Consider the following 23,341-nt stretch of genomic DNA (forward strand, 5'->3'; position numbering starts at 1 on the left):
CTCGGTCGTTGAACACGTAACAGGAGAAGGCGAGGTGCAGTGGCGTGTCCTGGTGGTGCACGGCCGCCTTGTCCTCGAATCCGATCGGCTGACCGGATTCGTCGAGCAGAACCACCTGTTCCACGCGGTACCTCCGTGTCATGTTCATCTACGCTCCGTGCTGGTCAAGGGGCGCGGTGACGCACTTGAAGTGACGCAAGATTCGCGGCGCCTCCACAATTTGATATCCCGTAACCCTCTCCGGGTTTTTCGCGATATCGACAAGAATCTCGCCTATATATTCCAAGTGACTGTGGTCGTACACCCGGCGGGGCAACGCTAACCGAACCAGTTCAAATGGTGCCGGCGTCACCAGGTTGTTGTGTTCATCGAGGCCCCCGAGGTACAGCGAGCCCATTTCAGCGGCGCGGATTCCGCCTTCTCGATATAGCGCGCATGCCAAGGCGTGCGCGGGGAAATGATGGGGCTGCAGGTGCGGCAGCACGCGGCTGGCGTTGAGGTAGACGGCGTGCATTCCCGCCGGGCGCACGGTATCCACTCCCGCAGCGTGGATCTGCTCGGCGAGATACGCGGCGTCGGTTTCCCGGTCGGCGAGATAGTGCGGGTCGAACGCTTCCCGCAGTCCCTGAGCGACGACCTCCAAACTGTGCCCCGCCATCCCACCGTAGGTGCGGTGCCCCTCGGTCGCGGTGATGGTGGCCTCGCACTGCTGTGCAAGCGACTCGTCGCGGACCGCGAGAAAACCGCCCGCATGCCCTAAGCCGTCTTTTTTCAGGCTAGCGACACAGCCATCGGCGAATTCGAAGGCTCGACGGGCAATGTCGCGGGGTGTCCAGTCCTCATAGCCCGCTTCGCGTCGTCGCACCAACCATGCGTTCTCCGCCATCCGCGCGGCATCCAAGATCAGTGGGATGCCGTGATCACGAGCGATTTGACTCACCGCGTCCAAATTGGACATAGATACCGGTTGTCCACCCATGCCGTTATTCGTCATGGTGATCAGAATCTGGCCCACGCGGGGCCCGTCGGGCCCGCGGAGAAGAGTGTTCAGCCCGTCGAGGTCGATGTTGCCTTTGAACGGGTGGTCGCTATCGAGATCGACAGCTTCCGGGCACGGTAGATCCACCGAGTAGCAGCCAAGCAACGCGATGTTGGCAGAGGTCGTGTCGAAATGCGTGTTGGATACCGAGATTTGTCCGCGGGACAGCAGCGAACCACACAGTACTCGTTCAGCGGCCCGCCCTTGATGCACGGGAAACACATACGGATAGGGAACAATCTCGCGCACCGCGTGATCGAAACGCGTAAACGATTCGGCGAACGCGTAGCGTTCGTCGGCCAGCGCCGCCCATGCCTGCTGCTGTTGAGACAGCGCTCCGGTTCCCGAATCGCTGAGCAGGTCGATCGAGACCATGGTCGCCGGGATGTAGAACGGGTTGTGTCCGGCGTCATCGAGTGCAGCGATCCGCTCGTCGCGGGTCGTGACAGGGATGGGACGGACCACGGCGGCGACGTAGGGCCGAAGTTGCGGCATGGGCCTACTCCTGGCCGATGACGGCTCGCCCGACTGGGCGTGGCGACGTCCAGCCGGTTCGGTGACCTACGGCATCGACGTCGCGCAGGGGTGTGCCGCCATGCGCCTCGGACGAGAGGTACACCGTGGTCCCGGTCTTGTAGTGACTCAGCCGCAGCGAGACGTGCGCTAGCAGGCCCGCGTGAGCGGACAGCGGCCGGTCCGTGACCGCAGTGATCACCTTGTCCAGCACCGCCGGATCGAGGCCGCGTTGGCGGAAAAGCCTACGCACCCGGTCGCGGGCGACGGCATCGTCGCGCACATAATCGCGGACCGGTAAATAGCAGCTGTAGTTACTGGGTTCCGGTCCGTCGCCGCTAACCCAGGAGTAGCTGGAGACCAGCGGGCGGCCGCGGAACACGGCCACGTCTCCGGCGAGGACCGAGCAGAAGGCACGCACCTGCCCGACTTCGATGCCAGGCACCGCCGAGGCGACGGCCTCGGCGTCGGTAGGCCGTGCATCGTGCTGGGAGAAGTAGACCTTCACCCTGGCCTGAGAGCTCTGGTCCAGGTCGAGCGCGACGAAGGACAGCCGATCGAGACCACCTCGGCGCAACGCATTGCGGACCGTGGCGTAGGCGTCGGGCATGTCGAGGCGGTCGAACGCCTCGGCCACCAGCTGCGGCGCCGATGCGGCACCGCGCATGTTGGGGTTGAGATAAATCTTGATCTGCGGCCCGCCGTCGGCGGTGAAGATGAGCGAGAACCACCAAGCCCAGTCCTGCGGTTCGGCGCAGGAAAATAGATCCTGCACCGCACGCAGTCGGTCCAGGGCGAGGTCGTAGCGCGAGGCCAGCGAGTCGACGAGATCCTGGGCTGCTCGCAGGTTAGCGGCCGGGCCGGGATGCTCCGGGAGGGTCTCAGCCAGGATCCGGAGGCGCCGTCCCCCGTCGTCGTCAAACTGGACGGAGTACTCGACCGGGGCCCCGTCGTCGGCCACATCCGATGACCACAAAGGCGGTTCGGACAACGCCCGCGCACCAGCCGCCCCGAGGACATCACCGAGCAATCGGACCGGCTCTTCGGCGTCGAGGCCAACACCGGCGCATAGATTGCGGGTCTGCGTTTCGATGTGTCCGCCCAGCGTCATGTGTGCTGGCCAGCGCTGCAATGTTTGCTCCCAATTTCTCGTCAATTGCTCCGGCCTGCGAAGCGAAGGCGGCAGTTCACCTCTGCGTCGCACGGCGGAGTGAGCGGTGGAGTGAGCGGTGGAGTTTTGCGCAGCCGCGCCACTGTCACTGCTGCATCCGTTTCGCGACAGAAAGGCGGATATCGGCCAGTCAGATACCAAGACTTTCAACGAATTCTTCGTTGCCCAAGGCCCATCTAGGACTTGACGGCCATGTCCTGCTACCAATAAATCCCTGATATGAGGACGGCTGCGGCGGTCATCGAGACCTCCAGGGGGAGTACGAAGTCGACGTGGACAACCGCCAGCATCGTGGACTGAGCACCCGGGCAGAAGATCCCGCCGCTGGACAGCACTGGACACAACCGTCCAGCGGTGGGCGCCCCATCGCATTCCCCGCGAAAGTGACGGCGCCGCCGAGCTCGTACAGTGCAACGTGCGCACGTCTGGCGAACCCGCGGTCAAACCTACAAATAGCGCTCGTGTGGAGAGTCAAGCGCGCGTAGATCAGCCGACGAGGTTCTTCGGCCGATTCGTGGTAGGTGGTATGGGTTTCCGGGCGGAATGCGTGGCGGAAGAAACCGTAAGAACAGCGCGTGAGGTTCCAGCCAGATGGTGACCGGCTGGCTTATCAGGGTTCTGCGCGAAGTTCAGCACGACCTGCAGAGGGGATTCCACCGCGGTTTCGGTATGCCGGCGTGGACTGGTCGGAGGACTACTACGCCGGGAACAGCCCCGGCGTGCCGAGCGTATCGCGCTAATCATCACCGAACGGCCCGCGCCCGGCGAGGTCCATACCTGTTCTCTGACTGCCGCTACGCCGCTGTGCTCGAACGCCTGAACTGGGCCGAACCCGCACTTGCTGGAACCGACGCCCGACGCCTCTGTTCGCACTGTGTCCAGCCTCAAGTTGACCACCGAGGCGGCGGCCCGCCCGCCTGATCTGACTGAACCCATCGCAGAACGGGCGAGGTCCACCACGAACTCGAAGGCGCGATGCGCATGTCCGAAGAACCCGACGAGGCGAAGGCGACCGGCTTGGCCGTACCATCCCGCCAGCCAGTTTCCCGTCTGAAGTCCGCCGTCGTAGCCTGCGACCAACCGCTACTCGATGGCGCAACGTCGTCGACCCTTCGGCTGGTTCTCGACAACGTCCGGTCCCATAATCGAACACGTGGGCGACAGTAGTGACGTTGATGGATGGTGGCAGACACGCGAGGAGCGCACTCCACCGACGCCGGTATGGGTGGATCTACGACACGTGTTTCCGCCGCAACAGGTTGGGGTCCGACGAGGTACCCCGCTGAGGGTCCGAGCTGCCGGTATCGATAACGCCGCCGTCGTGCCCGCTGCACTGGTGGCGTGGCATCTCACAGCCACGGGCGACCGCTGGGCCCATCTCCACGACGTCGAGCTGAGCAACCGCAACGGCCGGGGCCGCCTGGTTGCCGAGCTGTGGGCGCCGGAAAGCGCCGTGCGCCTCCGTGGAGCCACGCGATCCGCGACCCCGTTCAGCGGATAGGACACGCGCCGGTTTCCCGGCGCGGGCAAGGGCAGCCCTTCAGCCTTGGCCACCAGATTCCGAGACTTCGTAACGCCTGTAGACGACGGACAAAAGGCGGGGCCCTTCATTGAAGGAACCCCGTGGTTTCGGACTCCACTGTAGACGGTGACTGCGTGGGCGCCGCTAGACCGGGCCCCGATCAGGAGTCCGACGCCAACGCCGAGCAGCCCACTGCGTACCCCGCAGTCGAGACCGGGGCGATCGACGAGTACGGCGCCCTGCCCGCCTCCGCCAGATTCCCGCCGCCTGGAGGAGACCTCGCCGGACTGTATAAGAACGCTCTACCGCTACACCGGCCGCCGTCGCGGAGATCAGATGCGGGCCTTTACCCAGTACCAACTGCACCAGGACCTGCGCACCGACATCGTCGACCTGAGCCTCCCGCGCAGCCTAGATCGGGGCCAGCGGGACGCGTTGCACGCGCTCCGCGCGGCCGTGCGCTCCTGGGCCACGGCCGCCGACGAGACCGACGCGCCTGGTGAAGACGAGCACGCCGAGCCGAGCTGAAGGAGACCGCGCTGCGCCGCCGACCGCTCGCTAATCCTGACCTCGAATCGCTCACCGGTCGCCGACTGGTCCCTTGTTCCCCAACCGCGTCGTGGCCGAGTCCCTGCTGGACCGGTTCATCTACACCAGCCATCAGGTGTTCATGATCGTGCTGTGCTTGATCGGGGATGGCCGCGCTTCCCATTCAGTCCGTCGCGGTGACGAGGACAGGTGGCCGCCGCAGGGCTTACGTGCGTGTTTAGGATCAGCTGGATGCGACGGTGAAGTGCCCGAGGGTCCTTGGAGAGCTTCCCGCCGGTGGAGTCGGGCCAGAGGGCAGAACATGCTGATCGGCCGCTTAGACCGGCGGGATACCGTGCGGCCGGGGCGGGCGCGAGCAGGTGGGCCTGCCACGCTCCGCCCCAGTCCGCGCCGTCGATGGAGACCGAGCAGGTCGCCTGCCCCGAGGTATTGACCGCGAGGACCGGCGGTAGCCGCGTCGGCGATGTGGTGGCGGCGGTGACTATTCGGCGCAGTGCCTGCCAGTAACCTCTGCGTTCGTGCTGCTGTGCTACCTCGACGAAAGCTTTACGCGGGATCATTACTACATCGCGGCCATGATCTGCCCAGAAGACCAAGCGCTCAGTCTGGAAGCGGCGCTGGATGCCGTTGTGCTGCGCGCCGCGGAGAGTTTCGCCGGAGTCAGCACGTCGGCGGAACTCCATGGCTACGACATCCTGCAGGGTCGACGGGACTGGCTGCCACTGGCGAAGATGCCTCGCGCGCGCATCAACGTCTATGACCAGGCACTCGTCGCGATCTCCCAGCACCAGGTCCAGGTCGTGATCGAAGGCATTCATCCGACCAGTCGACTGCGATCACGGGATCCTCATTCGATGTTGATGTCGTGGATTCTGGAACGCATCGACGAGTACGCCAGCCGCCGTGGACTACTCGCATTGGTGATCGCCGACGAACCGGGCCAGCGCGATCAGCAGGGCGAATACCGCGCTGATCTCGGCTCCTACCGCGCCACGGGAACTGGCGGATGGAAGGCCCGCAAAATTACACGGATCGTTGATACTTTGCACTTCGCGCCGTCGCGATCCAGCCGTCTCGTCCAGGCCGCTGATCTTCTAGCTTTCTTGTATCACCGCCGCGCAACGAAACGAGCCGACGTCGCCGACCCACGAGAGATTCGAGTGAATGACCTGCTGTGGGGGCATCTGGACGGGGTCGTGCACAACGTCCACGTCTGGCAGCCCTGATACCAGGGCCAGACGCACGAAGACCCCGCACTCGGCGGGGTCTAAGGCGGGTCAGTGGTTGCCCACTGGCATCAGGCTAGCAAAGGCGCCCGATATCTGCCAGCAAACCACCACGGCTCAACGTCGGTGGCTTCGCTCACACGTTACGTTCTGGCCAGAGCCGGGGGTGATGGTCCCGCGACCGAAGAGTGCTGACAACCTGGTCAGATAGCTGACGATCTACGAACAGCTCACCCATACAACACCCCATGTTCACTTTAAGTAATCAGTCCTGCTACTGGATCAACGAGCTCATCGACACCACACCAGCAGCTCATCGACACCGACACGACTCTGCGGAACACCACGAAGGTCGTCGAACACCGCCTCGCCGAGCTCGAAGGCGACCTCGCATCCGAACACGTTTCACCCGCATGATCAGCTGTCAGAAAGCCGATCGCTGGATCACGTGGGCGGCGGACACAACGGTGGGCGGATCGCCGTGGACCGGTTGGGTGGCGCCGAACGTGAGACTCGGACCGTGCAGCAGTCCGTCGACGAACGTCGCGAGAAAGATCAACGGGCCATCCGCTGGTGATTGACCTGCATGAACTCTCTGCTGATGGGCACGTTTACGACGCGATGCGCAAAGTCGAATCGCCTGCCTCGGACGTGGCGTTCAGCGACCGCGCGACGCTTCGAACCAGCCGCGGGCAGTGGCAGCCATCGGGCCGCGCGAGCACCAAGTTCTCACCCAACAGACCCACGAGCGCTTCCTCCGCATCGCTGGTACTGATACCGAGCTGGTCGGCAACGTCATCAGCAGTGACGACGTCGATGTCACGGGCACCGAGGACCTGGAGCACACGGGCGGCCAGCGGATTCAGCCGACGCACGGATGTCTCCACCATCCGAAAGATCCCGCTGTCCTGGTCGCGGGCGGTGGCGGTATTGAGCACGTGCAGGTGACGCGGACCGCTGAGGTGCGCGGCCAACTCCATGAGCGCGCGCCCGGGGTGATCACGGATGACCTCGACGGCCGCACGCAGGGCCACCGGCAAGCCCGAGCAGCCCTCGGCGATCGCACCGAGCGTGGCATGGTCGTCAGGTCCGGCGTGGATGAGGTCCGCGAGCATGCGTGCTGCCGTGTCCCTGGACAGCGGCGGCACCGGAATACGAGAGGCGGCGGCGCGAATCGTCCGTTCGCTCAACCGTCGACGACTGGTGATCAGCACCACGCTTCCAGAGCCTCCGCATAACAGCGGCGCCACCTGCTCGGTGCTGTCGGCATCGTCGAGGATCAGCAGAATCCGCGCGGAGTGGGTGAGACTGCGCCACAGCCGTGCGCGGCCATCGACGGTGGCGGGAATCTCCTTTGCACCGAGGTCACTGAGCAAGCCTGCGAGGACATCGCCAGGTTCGGCAGGAGCACGGCCAGTGTGGCCGTGCAACGGTGCGTAGAACACGCCGTCGGGATACGACGCGGCGTGCTGGTGGGCCCAGTGCACACCCAGAGCCGTTTTCCCCGCGCCTGCCATGCCTTCGAGGACGACCACCGGCGACCGCTTCGCCGCGGAAAACTCGGTGAGCTGATGCAGTTCCCGAGCTCGGCCATACAGATCCGGAGGCGGAGGCGGCAGCTGCGCCGGAATGACGGGCGTGCTGGCGCGGCCGGCGGCGATCGTTCGGGCGATGACTCCGCCGGTCTCCAGGACCTCGTCCAATGCCTTCGCCAAGGCCAGGTCTGGAGTGCGTGTGCCCTTCTCGACTTTGCAGATCATCGACTCGCTGTAGGACACACGAGTTGCAAGCTGCGCCAACGTCCATCCCCGCAGGCGACGGTGTCGGTGTACGACTTCCCCCAATGAGACGTTCATTGTTCTCCTCCCCCTGCTCCGCGCACTGCGCGGAGCCCGCTTGACCAGTTTTGACAATGCCCCACCGCTGGCCAGCGGGGTAGCCCGTGAGGAGTTGACTGTTTCAGTCAACTCCGAGTGGCACCCGTACATCATGCTCGGTCACCGCAGGATTGACGGGATAACGTCTGAAACAAACACCCGTTCTTTTGTGCGCGGGCCACGCTCTGTGCTTTCTTGACAAACAGCGTCAATGTGAGTCAAGTTCCGTCAATTCGGAATCCCTTCCACAGGCGGCCCGGGTCGCGCAGTGTTGGTGCCGCAACACAGTCAGACCGATCACAGGAACGGTCGAATCGTGAAAGCCCGAAATGGGGAGGGGGACCGGGTGAGCTGGCTGAGGCGACGCGAAAGCACTCCGTTTACGGACTGTCTCGTGTATGTCGAGAAGTCTTCCTCGGGAGATCTCATTACCGAGAACCGAGACGAGAAGGAATGGGTGTGCGCCTATTCCACGCAGCCGGATGAGACAGAGGAGTACGTCGCCGTTACCGGCGCCGAGCTTCTGGCGGCGGTGCCCGCGCACATGGGGGTTCGGTGGCGTTCCAACGGCACTGACGAGGTGGTCCTCTGGCCCAGCACGGGACGTCATTCCAAGTGATCACACAGCAGCAGAGCTGCGTTCCCGGCGTTAGAGCCGGTCGGGGGGCAGGTCACCTTCGGGTGTACTGCGCACTCTATTCGCACGCCATGAGGGGCCAGTTACGGCCCCGACACTTCTGGCATTCAGAAAAGGCAGGCGGCAATTGATTAAGAAGAGCATCGTGACCGCTATTGTGGGTGCCGCGCTCGTGGTGGGGTTGCCTGGTGCGGCCACCGCTGAAAGCGTCTCTCCCGCGGCTATCGGTGGCGACTACAACGGAACGAGCATCAACATCCGGTTGACGCCGATCAATGGAGCCATTGCAGGCCAGGGAAACCGCGGCGATGGAGTGACGGCACTCTGCTCGACCTGGACCAGCAACGGGTACTGGATTCTCCACTCCAACAACCGCACGAAAATCACGGGATGGACCGCCGGCGGACTGCTCCGGCTCCAGTACATGCCGACAGCGTGCCCGTGAGACCTCGGCGGGCCACCTTTCGCCACAACTTCGCACTTTGTTCGCACGTCAATGACGGATTTCCGTCCTGGTTGAAACGAGTTGTCATGGAGAAATCGCACACGTTGGTTCGCCTCGCCTCGATTGGGGCACTGACGGCGGCAACGGCGGGATCGCTTCTGATGGGCGCCGGTGCAGCCTCGGCTTCTGACGGCACCGTCCGCACGCAGGGCGGCGACATCAGCTGCTCCGTCAAGTACACGAACGTGAAGACCGGCCCGGACGAATACCGGATGACCGCGAAGCTGAGCAACTGCAACAAGCCCTTGCGAGACGGGATGCGCCTGAAGATCGGTGACGACCGGTGGTACTCCAACTTCTACCTCGACCCGTCCGCACGCATCAGCGGTGGCACCGCGGTGTTCGAGGACCGCGCGTACGGCTACCTCGGCGCGCCCGAGTACTTCTACATCGACGACATGAACGTCGACATCAACCTGCCCTTCCTCTGAGAAAACCGGCGCTGTTCGACACGGCGGAGTCGCTCATCCTCTCGGGAGAAAACGAAACTCCACTTCATTTCACCGGAATAGCGGGGAAATAACCGCTCGGGAGTTCATTCCGATGCGGACCGCATCATCAGTAATTCGTGTATTCGAAACGCAGGACCTGTGTGTCCATTGTCGGAAGGAAGGCAGAAGGTGAAGGCGAAGAACATCGGCGCGGTGGTGGGTTTCGCAGCCGTGGCCCTGGTCGCCGCTGGCGGGGTTGCTTCGGCAGCCACCTACGACGAGGTGGAAACCAGCCGGGGCTGGGTGTCGGTCTCCTACGACGACGCCCGCAACGCTGTCGTCGCGTCGTCCTCGCAGGACGAGGTGCCGTGGATCGAACACCAGGTGGACTTCCTCGGCTGGGCTGACCTGTTCACCGCCAAGGCCGACGCGGAGTCCTGGTTCGGGCACGCGGAGAGCTACCACGCCTACGACGGCCCGTACCGGGCCTGCATCAACGTCGGCGTGGACGCCGGGGGCGGCTCATCGAATCACGTCATCTGCACCGACTGGGTCAACGGCCGCTGATGGCCGCCGAGTGAGCAGTCCATTGGGTTTTCCCGGCCCTCCACACGGCGATGCGTTGCGCCGAAAGGCGCGGGCCGCCGTTGCAGGGAGGCGTGGGGAGAGGTGTGCCCCCTCCTCCTCTCCCCACGCCTGGCCGGGGATTTCCGGGAAGGAGTCCCGATGTACATCGACAACGCCGACGAGGTCGTCGTGCGCTGGAACGACGAGGGCCATTGGGCGCACGTCGGCCTCGATCACGGCGATGGGCGCAAGCCTGCCTTCGTCGGGTTCGCGCCTCTGACCGACGGCCTGCAGCGCATGCTCCTCGGCCGCGGTGTTCTCCAGGACGACACCGGCATGTGGGAGGCGCGGCTGCCCGCTCGCGCGACGCGGGGTGACACGGCATGAGACCGGGTCTTCCTCTTGGACAACCGCACTCCTACCGCTACGAAGTGCCGCAGGAGCTGACGGTGCCGTGGATCCTGCATGGCAGCCAACTGGAACAGCACGGAGAACCGGTTCTGGCGTCCGGGCTCCTGCTGGCGATGTGCGAGGACGCTTCCTGGCGAGTTCTTGCTCCGTTCCGCGATGAGGACGACACCACGGTCGGCTGGCATTTCGAGTTCCGCCACCTCGCGCCCTCGGTGGAGGGCGACTCCCTCGACATCACCACGATCGCGACCGATCTCGTCGCCCGTGACGAACAGACCTGGGATGTGCGGTGGCGCACCGAGGTCGCCATGCCCCGTCTGAGCAGACCCGCGGCGGTCATCCAGCACCGGCTTCGGGTGCAGCCACGAAGCAGGTTTCTGCGGCGGTTGCCGACCGCGGTCCTGGCCCCGACACGGTGAGGGCGCTGGTCACGATGGGACAGACCACCATGTCGGGCGCGGTGATGCGCCAGGACCTCGGCGGGTACGAGCGCCGGTTGGCGGTGCAGGCGCGCCGGGCCTGGCATCACCTTCCCGCTGCGGATGTAGCCGCCGCGGTCGACGCGGGCATGCTCACCCACGCCGTCCACACCACCCACCTCCGCCGTCAACCGGAGGAAACGCCGCTGGAGTCGGGAGAACGCGTCGCCGCCGCCGTCGGCCACAGCGCCGCACAGGTGCAGCGCCAGGGCCTTCCCCCCGACAGCACCTCCCCCGTTGCCTGGCACGACGACTTCGGCAGCCTCATCCCGGTAGTAGCCGCCTCGTCCGGCGCGGGTGCGTCGGTGGTCGCGGCGGTGGTCGCCGATGCGGTGGCGCAGGCGGGATGGCGCACCATGCTGGCCGACACCGCCGATCCCGTCCGATCGGGACTGGCCATGGCCACCAGCACCGAGGGACCGGTGACCGCTGGGCCAGATCCTGCCGTGCGACTGCGGTTCTCGTGGCGAGGCCCGGTGGTGGTGGCGCGGGTCGAGACCTCGTTGCCCGTGCTGGCCCCCGGCATGGTGCCTCCGCCACCGTGCTGGCAATCGCCGTTTGGGCCCTCGCAGGTCACCGTGATCGACCTCGCCCATGACTCGTGGCGGCTGGCCGCCCATCCGCTGACCGGCGCGGGGCAGTGGTTGCGGCACGGCACACCGTCGCCCCGGCCGCTGCTGGTGTGCCGCGCGACCCGCCCGTCGGTGACGGCCGCCGAACAGGTCCTCGCGCGGCTGGAGCACTGGGTCGCCGCAGGGGTCGCCGTAGCACCCGCGCAGCTGGTGGTCACCGGAGACCGCAGGTGGCCAGCGGGCGTCGCGGGGGTAGCCGGGCGCCGCCTGGCCGCACTGGTCGAGGACGCGGTGTTCCTGCCGTGGGACCGCGACCTCGCCCGGAGCGGGATCACCGACACCCCCACACCGGCCGGGCTGCGGGCAGCAGTGACGCCGCTCCTGCGCCGCTGGGGCGTGCTCAACACCGCCACCCGGTCGCCCCGGCGCGCTGACGCGCCACGACCGACAAGCGCTGGGGGGACTGCATGATGCACACCCTCGCCGAGTGGGCGTCCATTGTGCTCGCGCAAACACCAACGCCGACGATTCCGCCGGGAATTCCGGACAACGTGGATTCCCATGTGCCTCCCGGCGCCGAGAAGCTGCTCGACACCGTCGGTATCGCCAAGTTTATCTCTGGGATCGCGCTGCTGATGGGGTTTTTCGCCGGTCTCGCGGTCTGGGCAGGTGGACGTTGGGTTGATCATCACCGCGCCGGAAGGGTCGGAACGATCATGATGCTCGTTTCGGTAGCGGGTGGGATCGCCTACGCCGTCGGCCCCCAGGTCATCAACTGGTTCGCGGAGGGCTGAGCCGTGCCACTTTCCGATCGCACCCCGTCACGCCGACGCGCCGTGGTCCATCTGATCGCATTCGCTCTGGGCGCACTGCTGACCGCCGCGGCCGCGATCGCGCTGATGCCCTCCGGCACCCCACCGCCGCCCCCTCCGCAGCCACCCACCCATCCCCCGGCGAGTGCACCGCCACGGCCCTCGTCCCCGCCAACGCAGGAACTGTGGGACCTCGCCGGACAGGCGCGTGTGGCCACCGAACCGATGCTGGCGTTGCCCCCGGAAGCGGCGCAGCCACAGCCGCTGAGCACCCGGGAACAGCTGCGAATGACCATTCCCGCTCCCCAGCGGGACAATCCGGCCTTGCCGGATGGGTATCCGGGCACAACCCAGGCAGCGGTCGCGAAACTGGCTGAACTGTCCACTGCGGGCATGGACGATGCGGACCCGGCGACCTACGCCCGCGTCTACCGCGGAGTGTCGCTGCCCGGCGCGCCTGCACCTGAGCAGACCAGGCTGCACCGGCTCCTGACGGCATTCCGCTCCGCGGCAGCGTTCCCCAGCGCGGGACCGGTGCCCGAGATGACCTCCTCGTACGACATCACGCACGGCCAGGTCAAGGGCGCCACGGACTCCGGGCGCTACGTGGTGGCCTGTGTGCTCGGGCAGTGGACCGTCGAGGTCAAGGGGCAGACGATCCAGCGCGGGGTGGGCGACTGCCAGGCGCTGCGCTGGGACGGGACGACCTGGCGCATCAGCCCCGGGCCGTTGCCCGCGGACGCGCCCTCGGCGTGGCCGGGCAGCGACGCGGCCGTGGACGCCGGGTATCGGGAGCTGGTGCGGCGATGAGTCGGCTGGGCACGCAGGTTCCGCCGTCGAACGACCCCCTCCCGCCGGGGATACGGCCCCTCCCGCCAGGGGTGGAGATCCCCTGGCAGCCCTTACCGCCGCTGGAGCCGCCGGGCCCGTCCCTGGACGAGCAGATCGGCCGTGAGGTCGGCACCACCGTGGGGGACTGGGCGGCCTCGGCGTTCGACTCCGCGATGCAGAGCCTGTGGTCGGCCGCGCTGGCGGTCCTGCGGGAAGCGTTCCTGTTCGCCGACCGTTTCTCCATCTTCACCGTGAGCACAGATTCGGGCCCGGTCGGTGCCTTGTGGCCGATGATGGTGTGGATCTCCGGTGCGCTCGCGTTGGGCCTGTTTTTCTGGCAGTTGGCGTTGACGGCCGTGCGCGGCGGGAAAGGCTTCCTGCGCTTGGTCATCGGGCCCGTGCAATACGGCATCGCTCTGGCGATCACCGTCGGCATGGTGGCCGCGTTGTTGGTGGCCGCCGACGGACTCAGCTACGCCATCCTCACCACCGGACTACAGGCCCCAACCTTCACCGACGCAGTCACCAACGACGGCGGCCAATTCTTCTTCGACTGGGCCGACAGCACCTCCGACGTCACCAAGGTCCTGCTCGGCCTGTTGGGACTGTTTCTTCTGCTCCCAGCAGGAATCTGCCTGTTCCTGGAGATGGTGTTTCGTGAGGCCGCGATTTATGTGCTCGTCGCCACGATCCCGATCAGCGCAGCCGGGCTCCTCGCCGGCGCGACCGCACGCTGGTACTGGACATCCCTGAGATGGGGAATCGCGCTGATCACCGTGAAACCTGGGGTGTCGCTCGTGGTGGTCATCGGTGTCTCGACCGTCGCCGAGGCCCAGGGACTGTCCGGGCTGCTGGCGGGCGTGATCGTGCTGCCGATCTCCGTGCTGTGCCCGTTGGTGCTGTTCAAGTTGCTGGTCTTCGTCGACCCCAACACCGACAGCGGCGCCGGTCTGCGCCACGCGGTGTCCTCGCTCGGGGTGCCCACCTTCGGCGACGGCATGCCGCTGCCCGGCGGTGACTCGGCCGGAGGAGGTGGCGGCGGCGCTCAGGAAACGGCGACAGGCCAGCGCTTCGACGACGTCGCCGAGTCCGCGGGTGGTGACAACGACCGCGGCTTCAGCGCCGACGACGTCGACGACGACCCGTACGGCAGTTCCGGCGGCGATGACGACTCCGGCGGAGACCACGGCGGGATAGATCCCCCGCCTCCTCCGCCATCCCCGGATGACGACGGGCCCGGTGGAGGGGGCGGCCCAGGGTCCGGCGGGAGCGGACCTGGGCCAGGAGGTGGTGGTAGCGGCGGGGCCGCTGTCGAAGCCGAGGAAGCGGCGGCGGCGGTAGCGCTATGACGGCCACGACACGACGGGTGTATCGGGGACTGGGCCAGGCCGAACGGACCGGCTGGGTCCTGGGGCTGCGGCCGGGTCAGGCGATGGGCGTGCTGGCGCTGGCGGTGCCGGTGTTGGTCACGCTGTCGGCAGGCCAGTTCCGGCACGCGGCTGTGCTGGCAGTGCTGTGGATCGTGGTGACCTGCCTCATCGTGGTGCCCGTGCGCGGACGGCCCGCGCTGCGTTGGTTGGGGCACTGGCTGCGCTACCAGTTCGGGGTGGCCACCGGTTGGTCACGGTGGCAATCCCGGGCCGCCGCCGGGCAGCCCGTCGATCCTCACGAGCCGGATCTCCCCGGGGTGCTGCAGCGCCTGGCGCTGCCGGACGGCCCGCCCATGCGGGATCGCGGGCGGGTGTGCTTGATCCACGACACCGTGGACGCACGGTGGGGAGCCACGGCACGGCTGACGCATACCGGCGTCGGGATGCTCTCCACCGAAGAGTGCGCACGGTTGGCATCCCGGCTGGGGAACCTGCTGGTGTCACTGGGCCATCGAGAGGCCGTCGACCGTCTGACCCTGATGGTGCGCACCGTCCCGGACGACGGCAGCGACCACCAGGTATGGCGCTGCCAGCACGAGTCGCCCACCGCACCGCCGCTCGCGCGGCAGGCCACCGCCGAACTCGACCGCGTCCTGGCCAACTCCGCGGTGCGCCACGACGTGTTCGTGACCGTCTCCGGCCCGGAGGACAAGCTGCGCAAGCCCGCGGCGGCCGCCGGAGGTGGCGTGGCCGGACGCGGCTACGTGCTCTACCGGGTCCTCGAAGGACTGGAAGAGCCGCTGAAGGCGCTCGGCGCACCGACGGTGCAGTGGCTGGGCGGCTCGCAGCTCGCCGAAGCTCTGCGTACCGGGTTCGCCCCGCACGACAGCGGGGTGCTGCGCACCACGCGGCTGACGCAGCCCGGCACGCACGGACTGCCGATGGCGGCGGCCGGGCCCACGCAAACGCCATCACCGTCGATGACCCGCTATACCCACGACGCGTACAGCAGCGTCGCCTACACCGTGCTCATGCCCGACACGATCGGCTTCGGCGCGCTCTCACCGCTGCTGGCGGTCAGAACCGCGGGCGAACGCCGCAGCCTCGCGGTGCACTACGAAGTCCTCGATGCCGCGCGCGCCGCGCGGGTGGTGCAGAGCAACCGGTACCGCGCCAACGTGCTCCGCGATGTCAAACGCGGTCGAGGGTTCGCCTCCACAGCTGCGGATGAGCGCCAAGCCGCGGGTGCGCACACCGCCGAACGCGCGGTCGCCGCCGGACATGCGATCGTGCGCTACACCGTCGCCGCAGCGGTGACCGTGCCCAGTCACTGGCCCGTCGACGATCACGCCGCCCGTCTGGAAAACGACGCGGCCGGACAGTTCCGCCTGCTGCGGCTGGATCTGGCGCACGACAGCGGTTTCGTCGCCGCGTGCCTGCCGGTCGGGCTGGGCCTGCCGCGCCAGCGGGGAGGCATGCTGTGAGCACCCGTCATCAGCGCAGCACCCAGGACCTGCTCGCAACCTTCGGCGCCTCCCCCACGTCTCCACCATCGTCACCGCAGCCGCAGCAGCGCGCCCGGCAGGAACGACGGGAGCGGCTGAACCAGCCCCGCGCTCCCCGGTGCGGCCGCGCCGAGCGCGGCGCGGGGTGGGCACCGGTCGAGGCACCGCTGGCGGTGTATCAGGCCAGCACCGCCGACATCGGCGGGCTGTTTCCCCTGCTGGCCAGCGAGCCCATGCCCGCCGTCGGCGCCCGCATGGGATACGACCCGCTCTCCGGCGGCGCGTTCCACTTCCACCCCATCGAACTCGTGCTGCGCAACTGGTGCACCAACCCGAATCTGATCGTCTTCGGCGAGCCGGGAACCGGCAAAAGTAGCACTGTGGCGGCGTTTTTGCTGCGCATGATGGTTTTCGGTGTGCGCACACTGATTTCTGGTGACGTCAAAGGCGAATACTCGCCGCTGGTACGGGCTTTAGGGTACGAGCCCATCGAGCTCGGCCGCAGCCGACAGACGCGCATCAACGCCTTGGATCTGGGACCGCTGTCCTCGCACTGGGAATCCTGGACGGTGACCCGCCAACGCGAGGAACTCGACGGGCTGCTCGGCCGGTGGGTCACGCTCCTGAGCGCGTTGGCCGAAGCCCAAGGCCACCGCTGCACGGTGACCGACGAGGCCGTGCTCTCGCAGGTGCTGCGGCAGCTGGTCGGCGCCACCGACGGCACCACCCGGCTGCGCCCCACCACCATCGTGGACGTCCACGCCGAACTGGCCGATCCCGCCCCCACTCTGGTGCGGGAGATGCGGTTTGGCAGCCGTGGCCAGTTCCTCGATCACTTCCGGTCGATCACCGACGCTCTGGGCAACCTGATCGTCGGCCCCCTGGCCGGGCTCTTCGACGGGCCCACCACCGTCGCGGTCGACTGGAACGCCCCGATCCAGAGCATGGACCTGTCCCGGATCCGCGAATCCCGGGGCGATCAAGCCATCGCCGTCGCCTTGACCTGTCTGGGGTCGTGGGCGGCGGCCGCCACCGACCTCCGCCCCGCCGGTGAAATCCGCATCGTCGTGCGCGATGAGGTATGGCGCCCGCTGCGGCTGGGCCCGCGCGCGGTCGCGGCCATCGACGCCGAGCTGCGACTGTCCCGCGCCGAGCAGAAAATCCCGATCCTCGTCGCCCACAAGCCCTCGGACTTTCTCGCCTCCGGTGCTGCCGGGTCGCAGGAAGTGGCGATCACCAAGGACCTGCTGGCGCTGTGCAGCACGCGGGTGCTTCTGGGGCAGTCAACCCGTATCGCCTCCGAGCTCGCCGACGAGCTCGCGCTCACCGACGCCGAAGAGGACGTCACGCTCGGCTGGGCCAACGAACGCAAAGGCCGCGCGCTGTGGAAGATCGAGAACCACCGCGGCATCAAGGTGCAGACCGTGCTGTCACCGACCGAGCGGCGGGTATTCGACACCAACGCCCAACTGCGGTCGGGGACGCCGGGGCGCGGGTGAGCGATGCCTACCAAAGGACTGGCGGCCGCGATTGCGGTGGCCGTGGCGGTGTGCGTGCTCGCGCCCTGCGCGCTGCTGTTCCTGTTGCTCATGGCGACGACCGGGTCCGGGTCGGTGTGCCAGACGATGTCCCACGGCGGGCAACAGGACATCGAGGGTCGCAGCTGGGACGCCGAGCAGCTGACCAACGCCCGCATCATTACCGAGGTCGTCCTTCAGCGCCGTCTGCCCCACCGAGCGGCGGTGCTGGCGGTCTCCACCGCCATCGTCGAATCCCGGCTGATCAACGTGCACTACGGCGACCGCGATTCGCTCGGCTTGTTTCAGCAGCGCCCGAGTCAAGGCTGGGGCTCGGCCGAGCAGGTCACCAACCCCGTCTACGCCACCGGCACGTTCCTCGACCACCTCATGGCGTTGCCAGGCTGGTCCACGATGGACCCGGGCGGCGCGCAGCAACGGGTGCAGCGATCAGCGTTCCCCGAGCGCTACGCCCCGCAAGAACCGGCGGCGGCCGCGCTGGTCGACCAGTTCTGGACCGGCCCCCGCAACCCGCCGCTGCCCGCCGACGGCCCCCCAGCACAGCAGGTCAGCGCCACCGGGTGTCCTGATCTCGGCGGTGGCGGTGTGATCGCGGCCGCGCAACCCGGCCTGCCGCCCGGCTTCACGCTGCCCGCCGACCCACGCCAGCGCGCATCCGTGGAATTCGCAGTGGCCCAACTCGGCAAGCCCTACGTCTACGGCGCCAAGGGCCCCAACGAGTTTGACTGCTCCGGGCTGGTGCAAGCCGCGTGGGCGCACGCCGGAGTGCCGATCTCCACCGGCACACGAACCCAGCGCCACGACGGGTCGGCCGTGCCCGGCCCGGGCCAACTGCAACCCGGCGACCTGGTGTTCATCCCCGGCTCGCTCGGCTCGCCCAGCGACCCCAGGCACGTCGGCCTCTACGCCGGTCACGGCCTGATCATCAACGCCTACGACGACACCACCGGCGTCGTCGCGCACACCGTCGCCGACTGGTCCCCGCACATCGTCGCGATCCGCCGCGTCGCCCCACCCGCCGTACCCGCACCACCGCCGTGGGGAGGGCCACCCGCATGAGACCTGGCCTCGATCGCGATGTGAAACTATTCGCGTTGGCGGCGGCCGTCATGCTCGCCCTCACCGCCGTAGCGGGCGTGGGCATGCTCGGCGCGGCCGCCACCACCGCCCTCGACGGCGGGCCGTGGCAGATACCGCCCCCCGATGTGTGGGTGGAAGGGGTGCTGGGGGCGCTGTCGCATCCCGACCGGCCCGGCGTGACGCTCGGACCACCCTGGGAGGCGGCACTGGCCGCCCACCCCGGCTGGTACTGGACGATCACCGTGGTCCTGCTAGTCGCGGTCGCCACGGCCGTCGGGGCACTCGCGGTGCCAGGATGGCGCCGATTCGGGCCGACTCCTCTCGGACACGCCACCCGCACCGATCTCCGCCGGGAACTCTCGGCGCGCGCGGCGCGACGCACCGCCGAATGGACCCGCCCGAGCCTGACCCCCGAGCAACGCAAACGCGCACCGTTGACGGATTTGGCGACCCCGCTGCACCGCGGGCCGACCGGGCAACTGTGGAGCCCACTGCACGACCCGACCGGGGTTCTCGCACCCACCCAGAGCGGCAAATCCCGCATGGACCTCGTCCACAAGGTGATCGCCGCACCCGGAGCCCTGCTGTGCAGCAGCACGAAGCCCGACCTCCTGGAGTTCGCCGCGCTCGCGCGCACCCGCCGACCGAAGGCTGGCCCGGTCCTGGTCCTCGACGCCACAGGCGAGGTGCGCTGGCCCGCACAGATCCGACCCTCCCCGATCCGGGGCTGCACCTCCACCACCGTCGCACGGCGCCGCGCCGAAACGCTCGTCGACGCCGCCTCCGTCGGCCTGGAACGCATCGGCGGCAACGACAAAGTATTCCGCGAACGCGCGAAAACAGTTGTGCAAGCGTATTTGCTGGCCGCCGCACTGGACGGGCGCACCGTCGAGGCCCTGGTGCGGTGGTCGATCACCAAACCCCCCGACCACGAGCCCGTGACCCTGCTCCGATCCCACGGCTACCCCGAGCTCGCCGACAACCTCCGCGCCGAAATCGGCATGGTCGCCGAAACCAGCGACGCCGTCTGGCTGTCGGTGCGGCGGGTGATCGAGCCGTGGATGGACCCACGGATCCGGGACCTGTGCACGCCCGAGCCGGGGCAGGAGTTCGACGCACGCGCGTTCGTGCGCAGCCGAGGATCGCTGTTCGTGGTCGCCGGTGAGCACCAGGCCGCTCAGGTGCGTCCGGTGCTGACCGCGCTGGTCGAGGACTTGCTCACCACCGAGCAGGACATGGCACTCTCACAGCCCTCCCGACGACTGGATCCGCCAGCCAGCAACGTACTCGACGAGCTCTACGACGCCACCCCGATTCCCCGGCTACCGGAGATCCTGGCCGATTCCGCTGGACGCGGCGTGCTCATCCACTGGGCCGCGCAATCGATGGCCCACCTCGACGAGCTCTACGAGGAGACCGGGCGCCGCCAACTGCTCGACAACACCACCACCTTGACCATCTGGAGCGGCATCAAGGACTCCAAAACCCTGGAATGGATCTCCACGATCGCCGATCACCACGACAAGCTCCGGCATCAGATCCATTCCGACGGACTGTTCGGAGTCGGTCGCACCGCCGTAGGCACCGAATCCGTCCCGACCTACCGACCCGGCGCGGTGCGCACCCTGCGGCGCGGCCGCGTACTGCTGGTCCACCGCAACCTCAAACCGATCCTGGCGCGAGTACTCGACGTACGGAAACGTCCGGACTGGTCCGAGCTGGCCGCCGACCAGGAAGCCGTGCGCGCCGGAACCGCTGCGGTCGATGACCGCGGCTACGCCCTCCCACCAACGGGAGCGCCCCGGTGACCGACGAAGAGGTGATCCCCCAAACACAGGCCGCCCCACCGCCCGACCCCGCCGCGGAGGATCCCGCTACGCGGCACGTCCGGGAACTGACCCGCCTGGTCAGCAACCTCTCCGACGAGATCGAAACGCTGACCGCACGAGTCACCGAACTCGAAGGCGACGAGACGAAACCAGCCAAGCCCACACCGGCGCCGTGGGTGTGGTTCTCCCCGCCTGCCGCGGCCGAAGACCCTCAGCACCGCGGCGAAGGACTCGATCCACGGTTCACTGTGGACAACTTCGTCGCCTGGTACAACACGATCTACGTCGGCGCACCCGGCACCACCGCACGGCCCATCCCCGCCTGCTGGCGTGACCACCCCGCTCTGCCGATGGAGATCGCGACGCTGGCCTACAGCTGGCGCCAGGCCAACCTCGGACGCACCGCCGACGCCCGCGACGCCCAGTACTGGCACCACGCATGGAGACCCGGGTTCGCCCACCGCATGGTCACCGAATGGACGCACCCTCGGTGCCTAGACGGAGACCACCAACCGTCCGGCGCTCCGCCTCGCCCTGACCGCTTCACCACCCAGGAAAGGAACACGGAGGAGAGCTCGTGACCGCGTACAAACCTCTGCCGCTCACCGAAGTCCCGCCGCTGGAAGAGGTACTGGCCTACGAAGCCGAACTGCACAACCGTGCCGACGACCTCCGATGGGAACTCCGGCAAGCACAGCACCGGGTCGCCGACAACGCCAAGCGCCTCGAAGTCGCGGAGGACCAACTACGTTGGTGCAAGCAATCCCAGGCACAAGTCCGCGGCCCGGGCCTGCTCGCCACGGTGACCGGCTGGTGGTACTCGCGGTGGCTGCGCAGCAGATCCCGCAATTCCCGCGACACCGCAGACCACATGCTGCACACCGCCCGCCAACACCTAGAACAGCTCCACGAGCGCCACGACCAGATCACCGCCGAACAGACCAGGATCGCCGCACACCTCGACGCCCGCGTCAACCCGGACAGCCCCGAAGGCATTCAACGCGCGCACCTGACCGAAGCGGCACACCGTGGATCGGACCCGCCCAGCTGGGTCCAGATCTACGACCTACAGGACTACGTCGCCGCATTCCCGCAACGGCTCCTGCGGCACACCCCCAACGGCGTGCCAGTGCTCGACGGTGTCGACTTCGGACTGCGCTGGCGCCACGAGCCCACCGACAACCGCACCTGGCCACTTCGCCCAGTGGGACAATGGCGAATCAGCTACATCCCCGCCGACAGCGAACTCTACGCGGTTCCCGCCGGCCCCGGACCCCACCGACCAGTGTGGTCCATCGGCCCACGGATGCCGTCCGAAGAAGCAGCAGCGGAAGTACTGGAACCACTGTTTGCGCGCATGGACGAACGCAACAGCCTGCTGCTCGCGATCGAAACGCTCCGCTGCCCTGGGGGTAACTGCTCGCGCTGAGAAAGGGACCGGGAGGTCGAGAGAGGACAAACACGCGGAAGTGCTGGCCTGGATCCGCGCCCGCATTCGAGGTACGCCACATGACATGGATCGCAGACCACGACCCTACTGTGGTCGGTCTTTGACACCGATCCCGTAAGAGGTTGCGGAGAGCTGAGACAGGGAGACGGCGGCTCGGCAGGTAAGGGGTACGCAGGCCGTCAGTTGCCGCGTAGCTCGCGGGAACCCTTCAGTGGCACCGAGGTGAGACTGGGACGCAGTAGCAACCCCGCCGGGGTGACCTCGACGTTGGCCTCGGGGTAAACCAGTAGCACGTTGCGTAGTGCCGCGGTGATGTTTTCCTTGAGCTTGTATCGACCCTTCGGAGTCTTCGAGAACTGGTAGCCGAACTGCTCCCCGATGTCCTCCCACTTGTGTGTGAAGGGCCGCTGGAGGTTGAACATCTTGTAGGTCAGCCAGGCGTAGAGGTCGATCTCGGCGGCCGATCCCAGCAGCCGCACGACTTCGAGATTCAGCGGCACCGGGCTCTTGACGATCTCTTCGTAGAAGTCGCTGCTGAGCTGCACGTACGAGGGGAACAGCGACTCCTGCCCCATCTCGCCATCGCCGAGATCCAAGGCCCACGCCTTGGCGATCTTCAGGTTGACGCCAGCCTGGCGCTGATCGTTGTTACCCATCCATTGGTACGTGATCTCGGCGTTGAACAGCCGGGTCGCCTGTTCCTTGACCCGCGTGCGGGTGCCGTTGCGGCCACCGGTGGCTCGCTGCCCTAGCAACTTCACGACGAAGTCGGACAGCGACGAGCCCAGTTCGATTTTCGGGCTCTGGGTACGCAGGGCCTCGGCGGTGACCCACATGAGCAGAGCTCGCGGGATGACGCCGAACGGGTAGCCGTAGCTACTGGTTTCCCCGCTGGGGCCAAGGCGTACGCCCGGACGAACGGTGAGCCAGAACGCCCCGTTGCGCCGGACCCAGACCTCGGTGCCGGCCTTGGGCTGCCGGTACGGCAGGAACGCCATCGTCAGCGGGGCAGGGTTGAAGGCCAGGGAGTCGCCGCTGTCGTCGTCACGTTCCCGCAGCTGCATCATCCGGTTCACGCGGTCGAGAGCGGTGGTCTTGGGACGACCTTTGGTCGGCGGCATCGTCCTAGGCTAGTTCTCTCACGCCGACAACTTGGCGCGGCTCGCCGACAACATCGCGAGCCAGGTTGGCGTGCGGAGACTACAACCCGTTACGCATAAGACGGGGACGATCACGGTATCCGGCCACGACCTGGAGAGATCGAAACATGTTCGAGTGACGCCCGGCGACAGTCTCGACGGGGTGGTCGCGCTGTCCACGCATAAGAGGGGGACACGCGAACAAGGGTGGAGTGGTACGCATAAGAGGGGGATAGGTCGAGGCGCCCACAGATCCACTTTACGCACACTTTTGATCACTATTAGTGA

The 23,341-nt window shown here is 67.1% G+C and carries 23 protein-coding genes and 1 pseudogene; 18 read left to right on the plus strand and 6 right to left on the minus strand.

Annotated elements, in window-relative coordinates; translation table 11 throughout:
- The 3 genes and pseudogenes from MOQ72_RS26865 to MOQ72_RS26875 form a co-directional block, all read right to left on the minus strand.
- Positions 1-124 (minus strand): annotated as a pseudogene (locus MOQ72_RS26865) (isopentenyl-diphosphate Delta-isomerase); the annotation flags it as partial.
- A gap of 24 nt (positions 125-148) precedes the next feature.
- Positions 149-1,534 carry a tryptophanase gene (locus MOQ72_RS26870; RefSeq protein ID WP_242188454.1) on the minus strand — a complete coding sequence of 462 codons (1,386 nt, stop codon included), beginning with the start codon at positions 1,532-1,534 and terminating at the stop codon, positions 149-151.
- Between the two features lie 4 nt (positions 1,535-1,538).
- Complete coding sequence (locus MOQ72_RS26875; RefSeq protein ID WP_242188455.1) at positions 1,539-2,663, minus strand: tryptophan dimethylallyltransferase family protein; 1,125 nt, start codon at positions 2,661-2,663, stop codon at positions 1,539-1,541.
- Between the two features lie 1,918 nt (positions 2,664-4,581).
- Here MOQ72_RS26875 and MOQ72_RS26880 point away from each other — a divergent pair.
- Both MOQ72_RS26880 and MOQ72_RS26890 read left to right on the plus strand, forming a co-directional pair.
- Positions 4,582-4,773: a hypothetical protein gene (locus MOQ72_RS26880; RefSeq protein ID WP_242188456.1), complete on the plus strand. Its 192-nt coding sequence runs from the start codon at positions 4,582-4,584 to the stop codon at positions 4,771-4,773.
- Between the two features lie 539 nt (positions 4,774-5,312).
- Complete coding sequence (locus MOQ72_RS26890) at positions 5,313-6,020, plus strand: DUF3800 domain-containing protein (RefSeq protein ID WP_242188457.1); 708 nt, start codon at positions 5,313-5,315, stop codon at positions 6,018-6,020.
- Between the two features lie 424 nt (positions 6,021-6,444).
- Here the strand turns inward: MOQ72_RS26890 and MOQ72_RS44670 are convergent, their stop codons facing one another.
- Both MOQ72_RS44670 and MOQ72_RS26895 read right to left on the minus strand, forming a co-directional pair.
- On the minus strand, positions 6,445-6,579 hold the full coding sequence (locus MOQ72_RS44670) for a hypothetical protein (protein WP_277954762.1): 135 nt from the start codon (positions 6,577-6,579) through the stop codon (positions 6,445-6,447).
- Positions 6,580-6,631: 52 nt separating this feature from the next.
- A complete protein-coding gene (locus MOQ72_RS26895; RefSeq protein WP_308197966.1) occupies positions 6,632-8,011 on the minus strand; it encodes a helix-turn-helix domain-containing protein in 1,380 nt (459 codons plus the stop codon).
- 280 nt (positions 8,012-8,291) lie between these two features.
- On the opposite strand from MOQ72_RS26895, the gene MOQ72_RS26900 reads away from it, so the two are divergent.
- From MOQ72_RS26900 to MOQ72_RS26975, 16 genes are all read left to right on the plus strand, one after another.
- Positions 8,292-8,516, plus strand: a complete 225-nt coding sequence (locus tag MOQ72_RS26900) for a hypothetical protein (protein ID WP_242188459.1) — start codon at positions 8,292-8,294, stop codon at positions 8,514-8,516.
- 163 nt (positions 8,517-8,679) lie between these two features.
- The gene (locus MOQ72_RS26905) at positions 8,680-8,979 is read left to right on the plus strand and encodes a hypothetical protein (protein ID WP_242188460.1); all 300 of its coding nucleotides are present in this window, start codon (positions 8,680-8,682) and stop codon (positions 8,977-8,979) included.
- Between the two features lie 161 nt (positions 8,980-9,140).
- The gene (locus tag MOQ72_RS26910) at positions 9,141-9,470 is read left to right on the plus strand and encodes a hypothetical protein (protein ID WP_242188461.1); all 330 of its coding nucleotides are present in this window, start codon (positions 9,141-9,143) and stop codon (positions 9,468-9,470) included.
- Positions 9,471-9,659: 189 nt separating this feature from the next.
- Entirely contained in the window at positions 9,660-10,037 is a 378-nt protein-coding gene (locus tag MOQ72_RS26915; RefSeq protein ID WP_242188462.1) for a hypothetical protein, read from the plus strand.
- A gap of 159 nt (positions 10,038-10,196) precedes the next feature.
- Positions 10,197-10,424 carry a hypothetical protein gene (locus tag MOQ72_RS26920; protein ID WP_242188463.1) on the plus strand — a complete coding sequence of 76 codons (228 nt, stop codon included), beginning with the start codon at positions 10,197-10,199 and terminating at the stop codon, positions 10,422-10,424.
- Complete coding sequence (locus MOQ72_RS26925) at positions 10,421-10,867, plus strand: thioesterase, FlK family (RefSeq protein WP_242188464.1); 447 nt, start codon at positions 10,421-10,423, stop codon at positions 10,865-10,867. Before MOQ72_RS26920 ends, MOQ72_RS26925 begins: the two co-directional genes overlap by 4 nt.
- A 14-nt stretch (positions 10,868-10,881) precedes the next feature.
- Positions 10,882-11,970, plus strand: a complete 1,089-nt coding sequence (locus MOQ72_RS26930) for a hypothetical protein (protein WP_242188465.1) — start codon at positions 10,882-10,884, stop codon at positions 11,968-11,970.
- On the plus strand, positions 11,970-12,293 hold the full coding sequence (locus MOQ72_RS26935) for a hypothetical protein (protein ID WP_242188466.1): 324 nt from the start codon (positions 11,970-11,972) through the stop codon (positions 12,291-12,293). The genes MOQ72_RS26930 and MOQ72_RS26935 overlap by 1 nt, the downstream gene beginning before the upstream one ends.
- A gap of 3 nt (positions 12,294-12,296) precedes the next feature.
- Entirely contained in the window at positions 12,297-13,121 is an 825-nt protein-coding gene (locus MOQ72_RS26940) for a hypothetical protein (RefSeq protein ID WP_242188467.1), read from the plus strand.
- Entirely contained in the window at positions 13,118-14,491 is a 1,374-nt protein-coding gene (locus tag MOQ72_RS26945) for a hypothetical protein (RefSeq protein WP_242188468.1), read from the plus strand. The genes MOQ72_RS26940 and MOQ72_RS26945 overlap by 4 nt, the downstream gene beginning before the upstream one ends.
- Entirely contained in the window at positions 14,488-15,996 is a 1,509-nt protein-coding gene (locus MOQ72_RS26950; RefSeq protein WP_242188469.1) for an SCO6880 family protein, read from the plus strand. The genes MOQ72_RS26945 and MOQ72_RS26950 overlap by 4 nt, the downstream gene beginning before the upstream one ends.
- A complete protein-coding gene (locus MOQ72_RS26955; RefSeq protein WP_242188470.1) occupies positions 15,993-17,516 on the plus strand; it encodes a putative type IV secretion/conjugal transfer ATPase in 1,524 nt (507 codons plus the stop codon). The genes MOQ72_RS26950 and MOQ72_RS26955 overlap by 4 nt, the downstream gene beginning before the upstream one ends.
- 3 nt (positions 17,517-17,519) lie before the next feature.
- Positions 17,520-18,614, plus strand: a complete 1,095-nt coding sequence (locus MOQ72_RS26960; RefSeq protein WP_242188471.1) for a C40 family peptidase — start codon at positions 17,520-17,522, stop codon at positions 18,612-18,614.
- Positions 18,611-20,443, plus strand: a complete 1,833-nt coding sequence (locus MOQ72_RS26965; protein ID WP_242188472.1) for a type IV secretory system conjugative DNA transfer family protein — start codon at positions 18,611-18,613, stop codon at positions 20,441-20,443. Before MOQ72_RS26960 ends, MOQ72_RS26965 begins: the two co-directional genes overlap by 4 nt.
- Positions 20,440-21,045 (plus strand): hypothetical protein, encoded by a 606-nt coding sequence (locus tag MOQ72_RS26970; protein ID WP_242188473.1) that lies wholly within the window; start codon positions 20,440-20,442, stop codon positions 21,043-21,045. Before MOQ72_RS26965 ends, MOQ72_RS26970 begins: the two co-directional genes overlap by 4 nt.
- A complete protein-coding gene (locus MOQ72_RS26975) occupies positions 21,042-21,893 on the plus strand; it encodes a hypothetical protein (protein WP_242188474.1) in 852 nt (283 codons plus the stop codon). Before MOQ72_RS26970 ends, MOQ72_RS26975 begins: the two co-directional genes overlap by 4 nt.
- Before the next feature lie 200 nt (positions 21,894-22,093).
- On the opposite strand, the gene MOQ72_RS26980 is transcribed toward MOQ72_RS26975, so the two are convergent.
- Complete coding sequence (locus MOQ72_RS26980) at positions 22,094-22,981, minus strand: replication protein RepA (protein ID WP_242188475.1); 888 nt, start codon at positions 22,979-22,981, stop codon at positions 22,094-22,096.
- Positions 22,982-23,341 lie beyond the last annotated feature (360 nt).

Source organism: Saccharopolyspora soli, assembly GCF_022678645.1.
Classification (GTDB): Bacteria; Actinomycetota; Actinomycetes; order Mycobacteriales; family Pseudonocardiaceae; genus Saccharopolyspora; species Saccharopolyspora soli.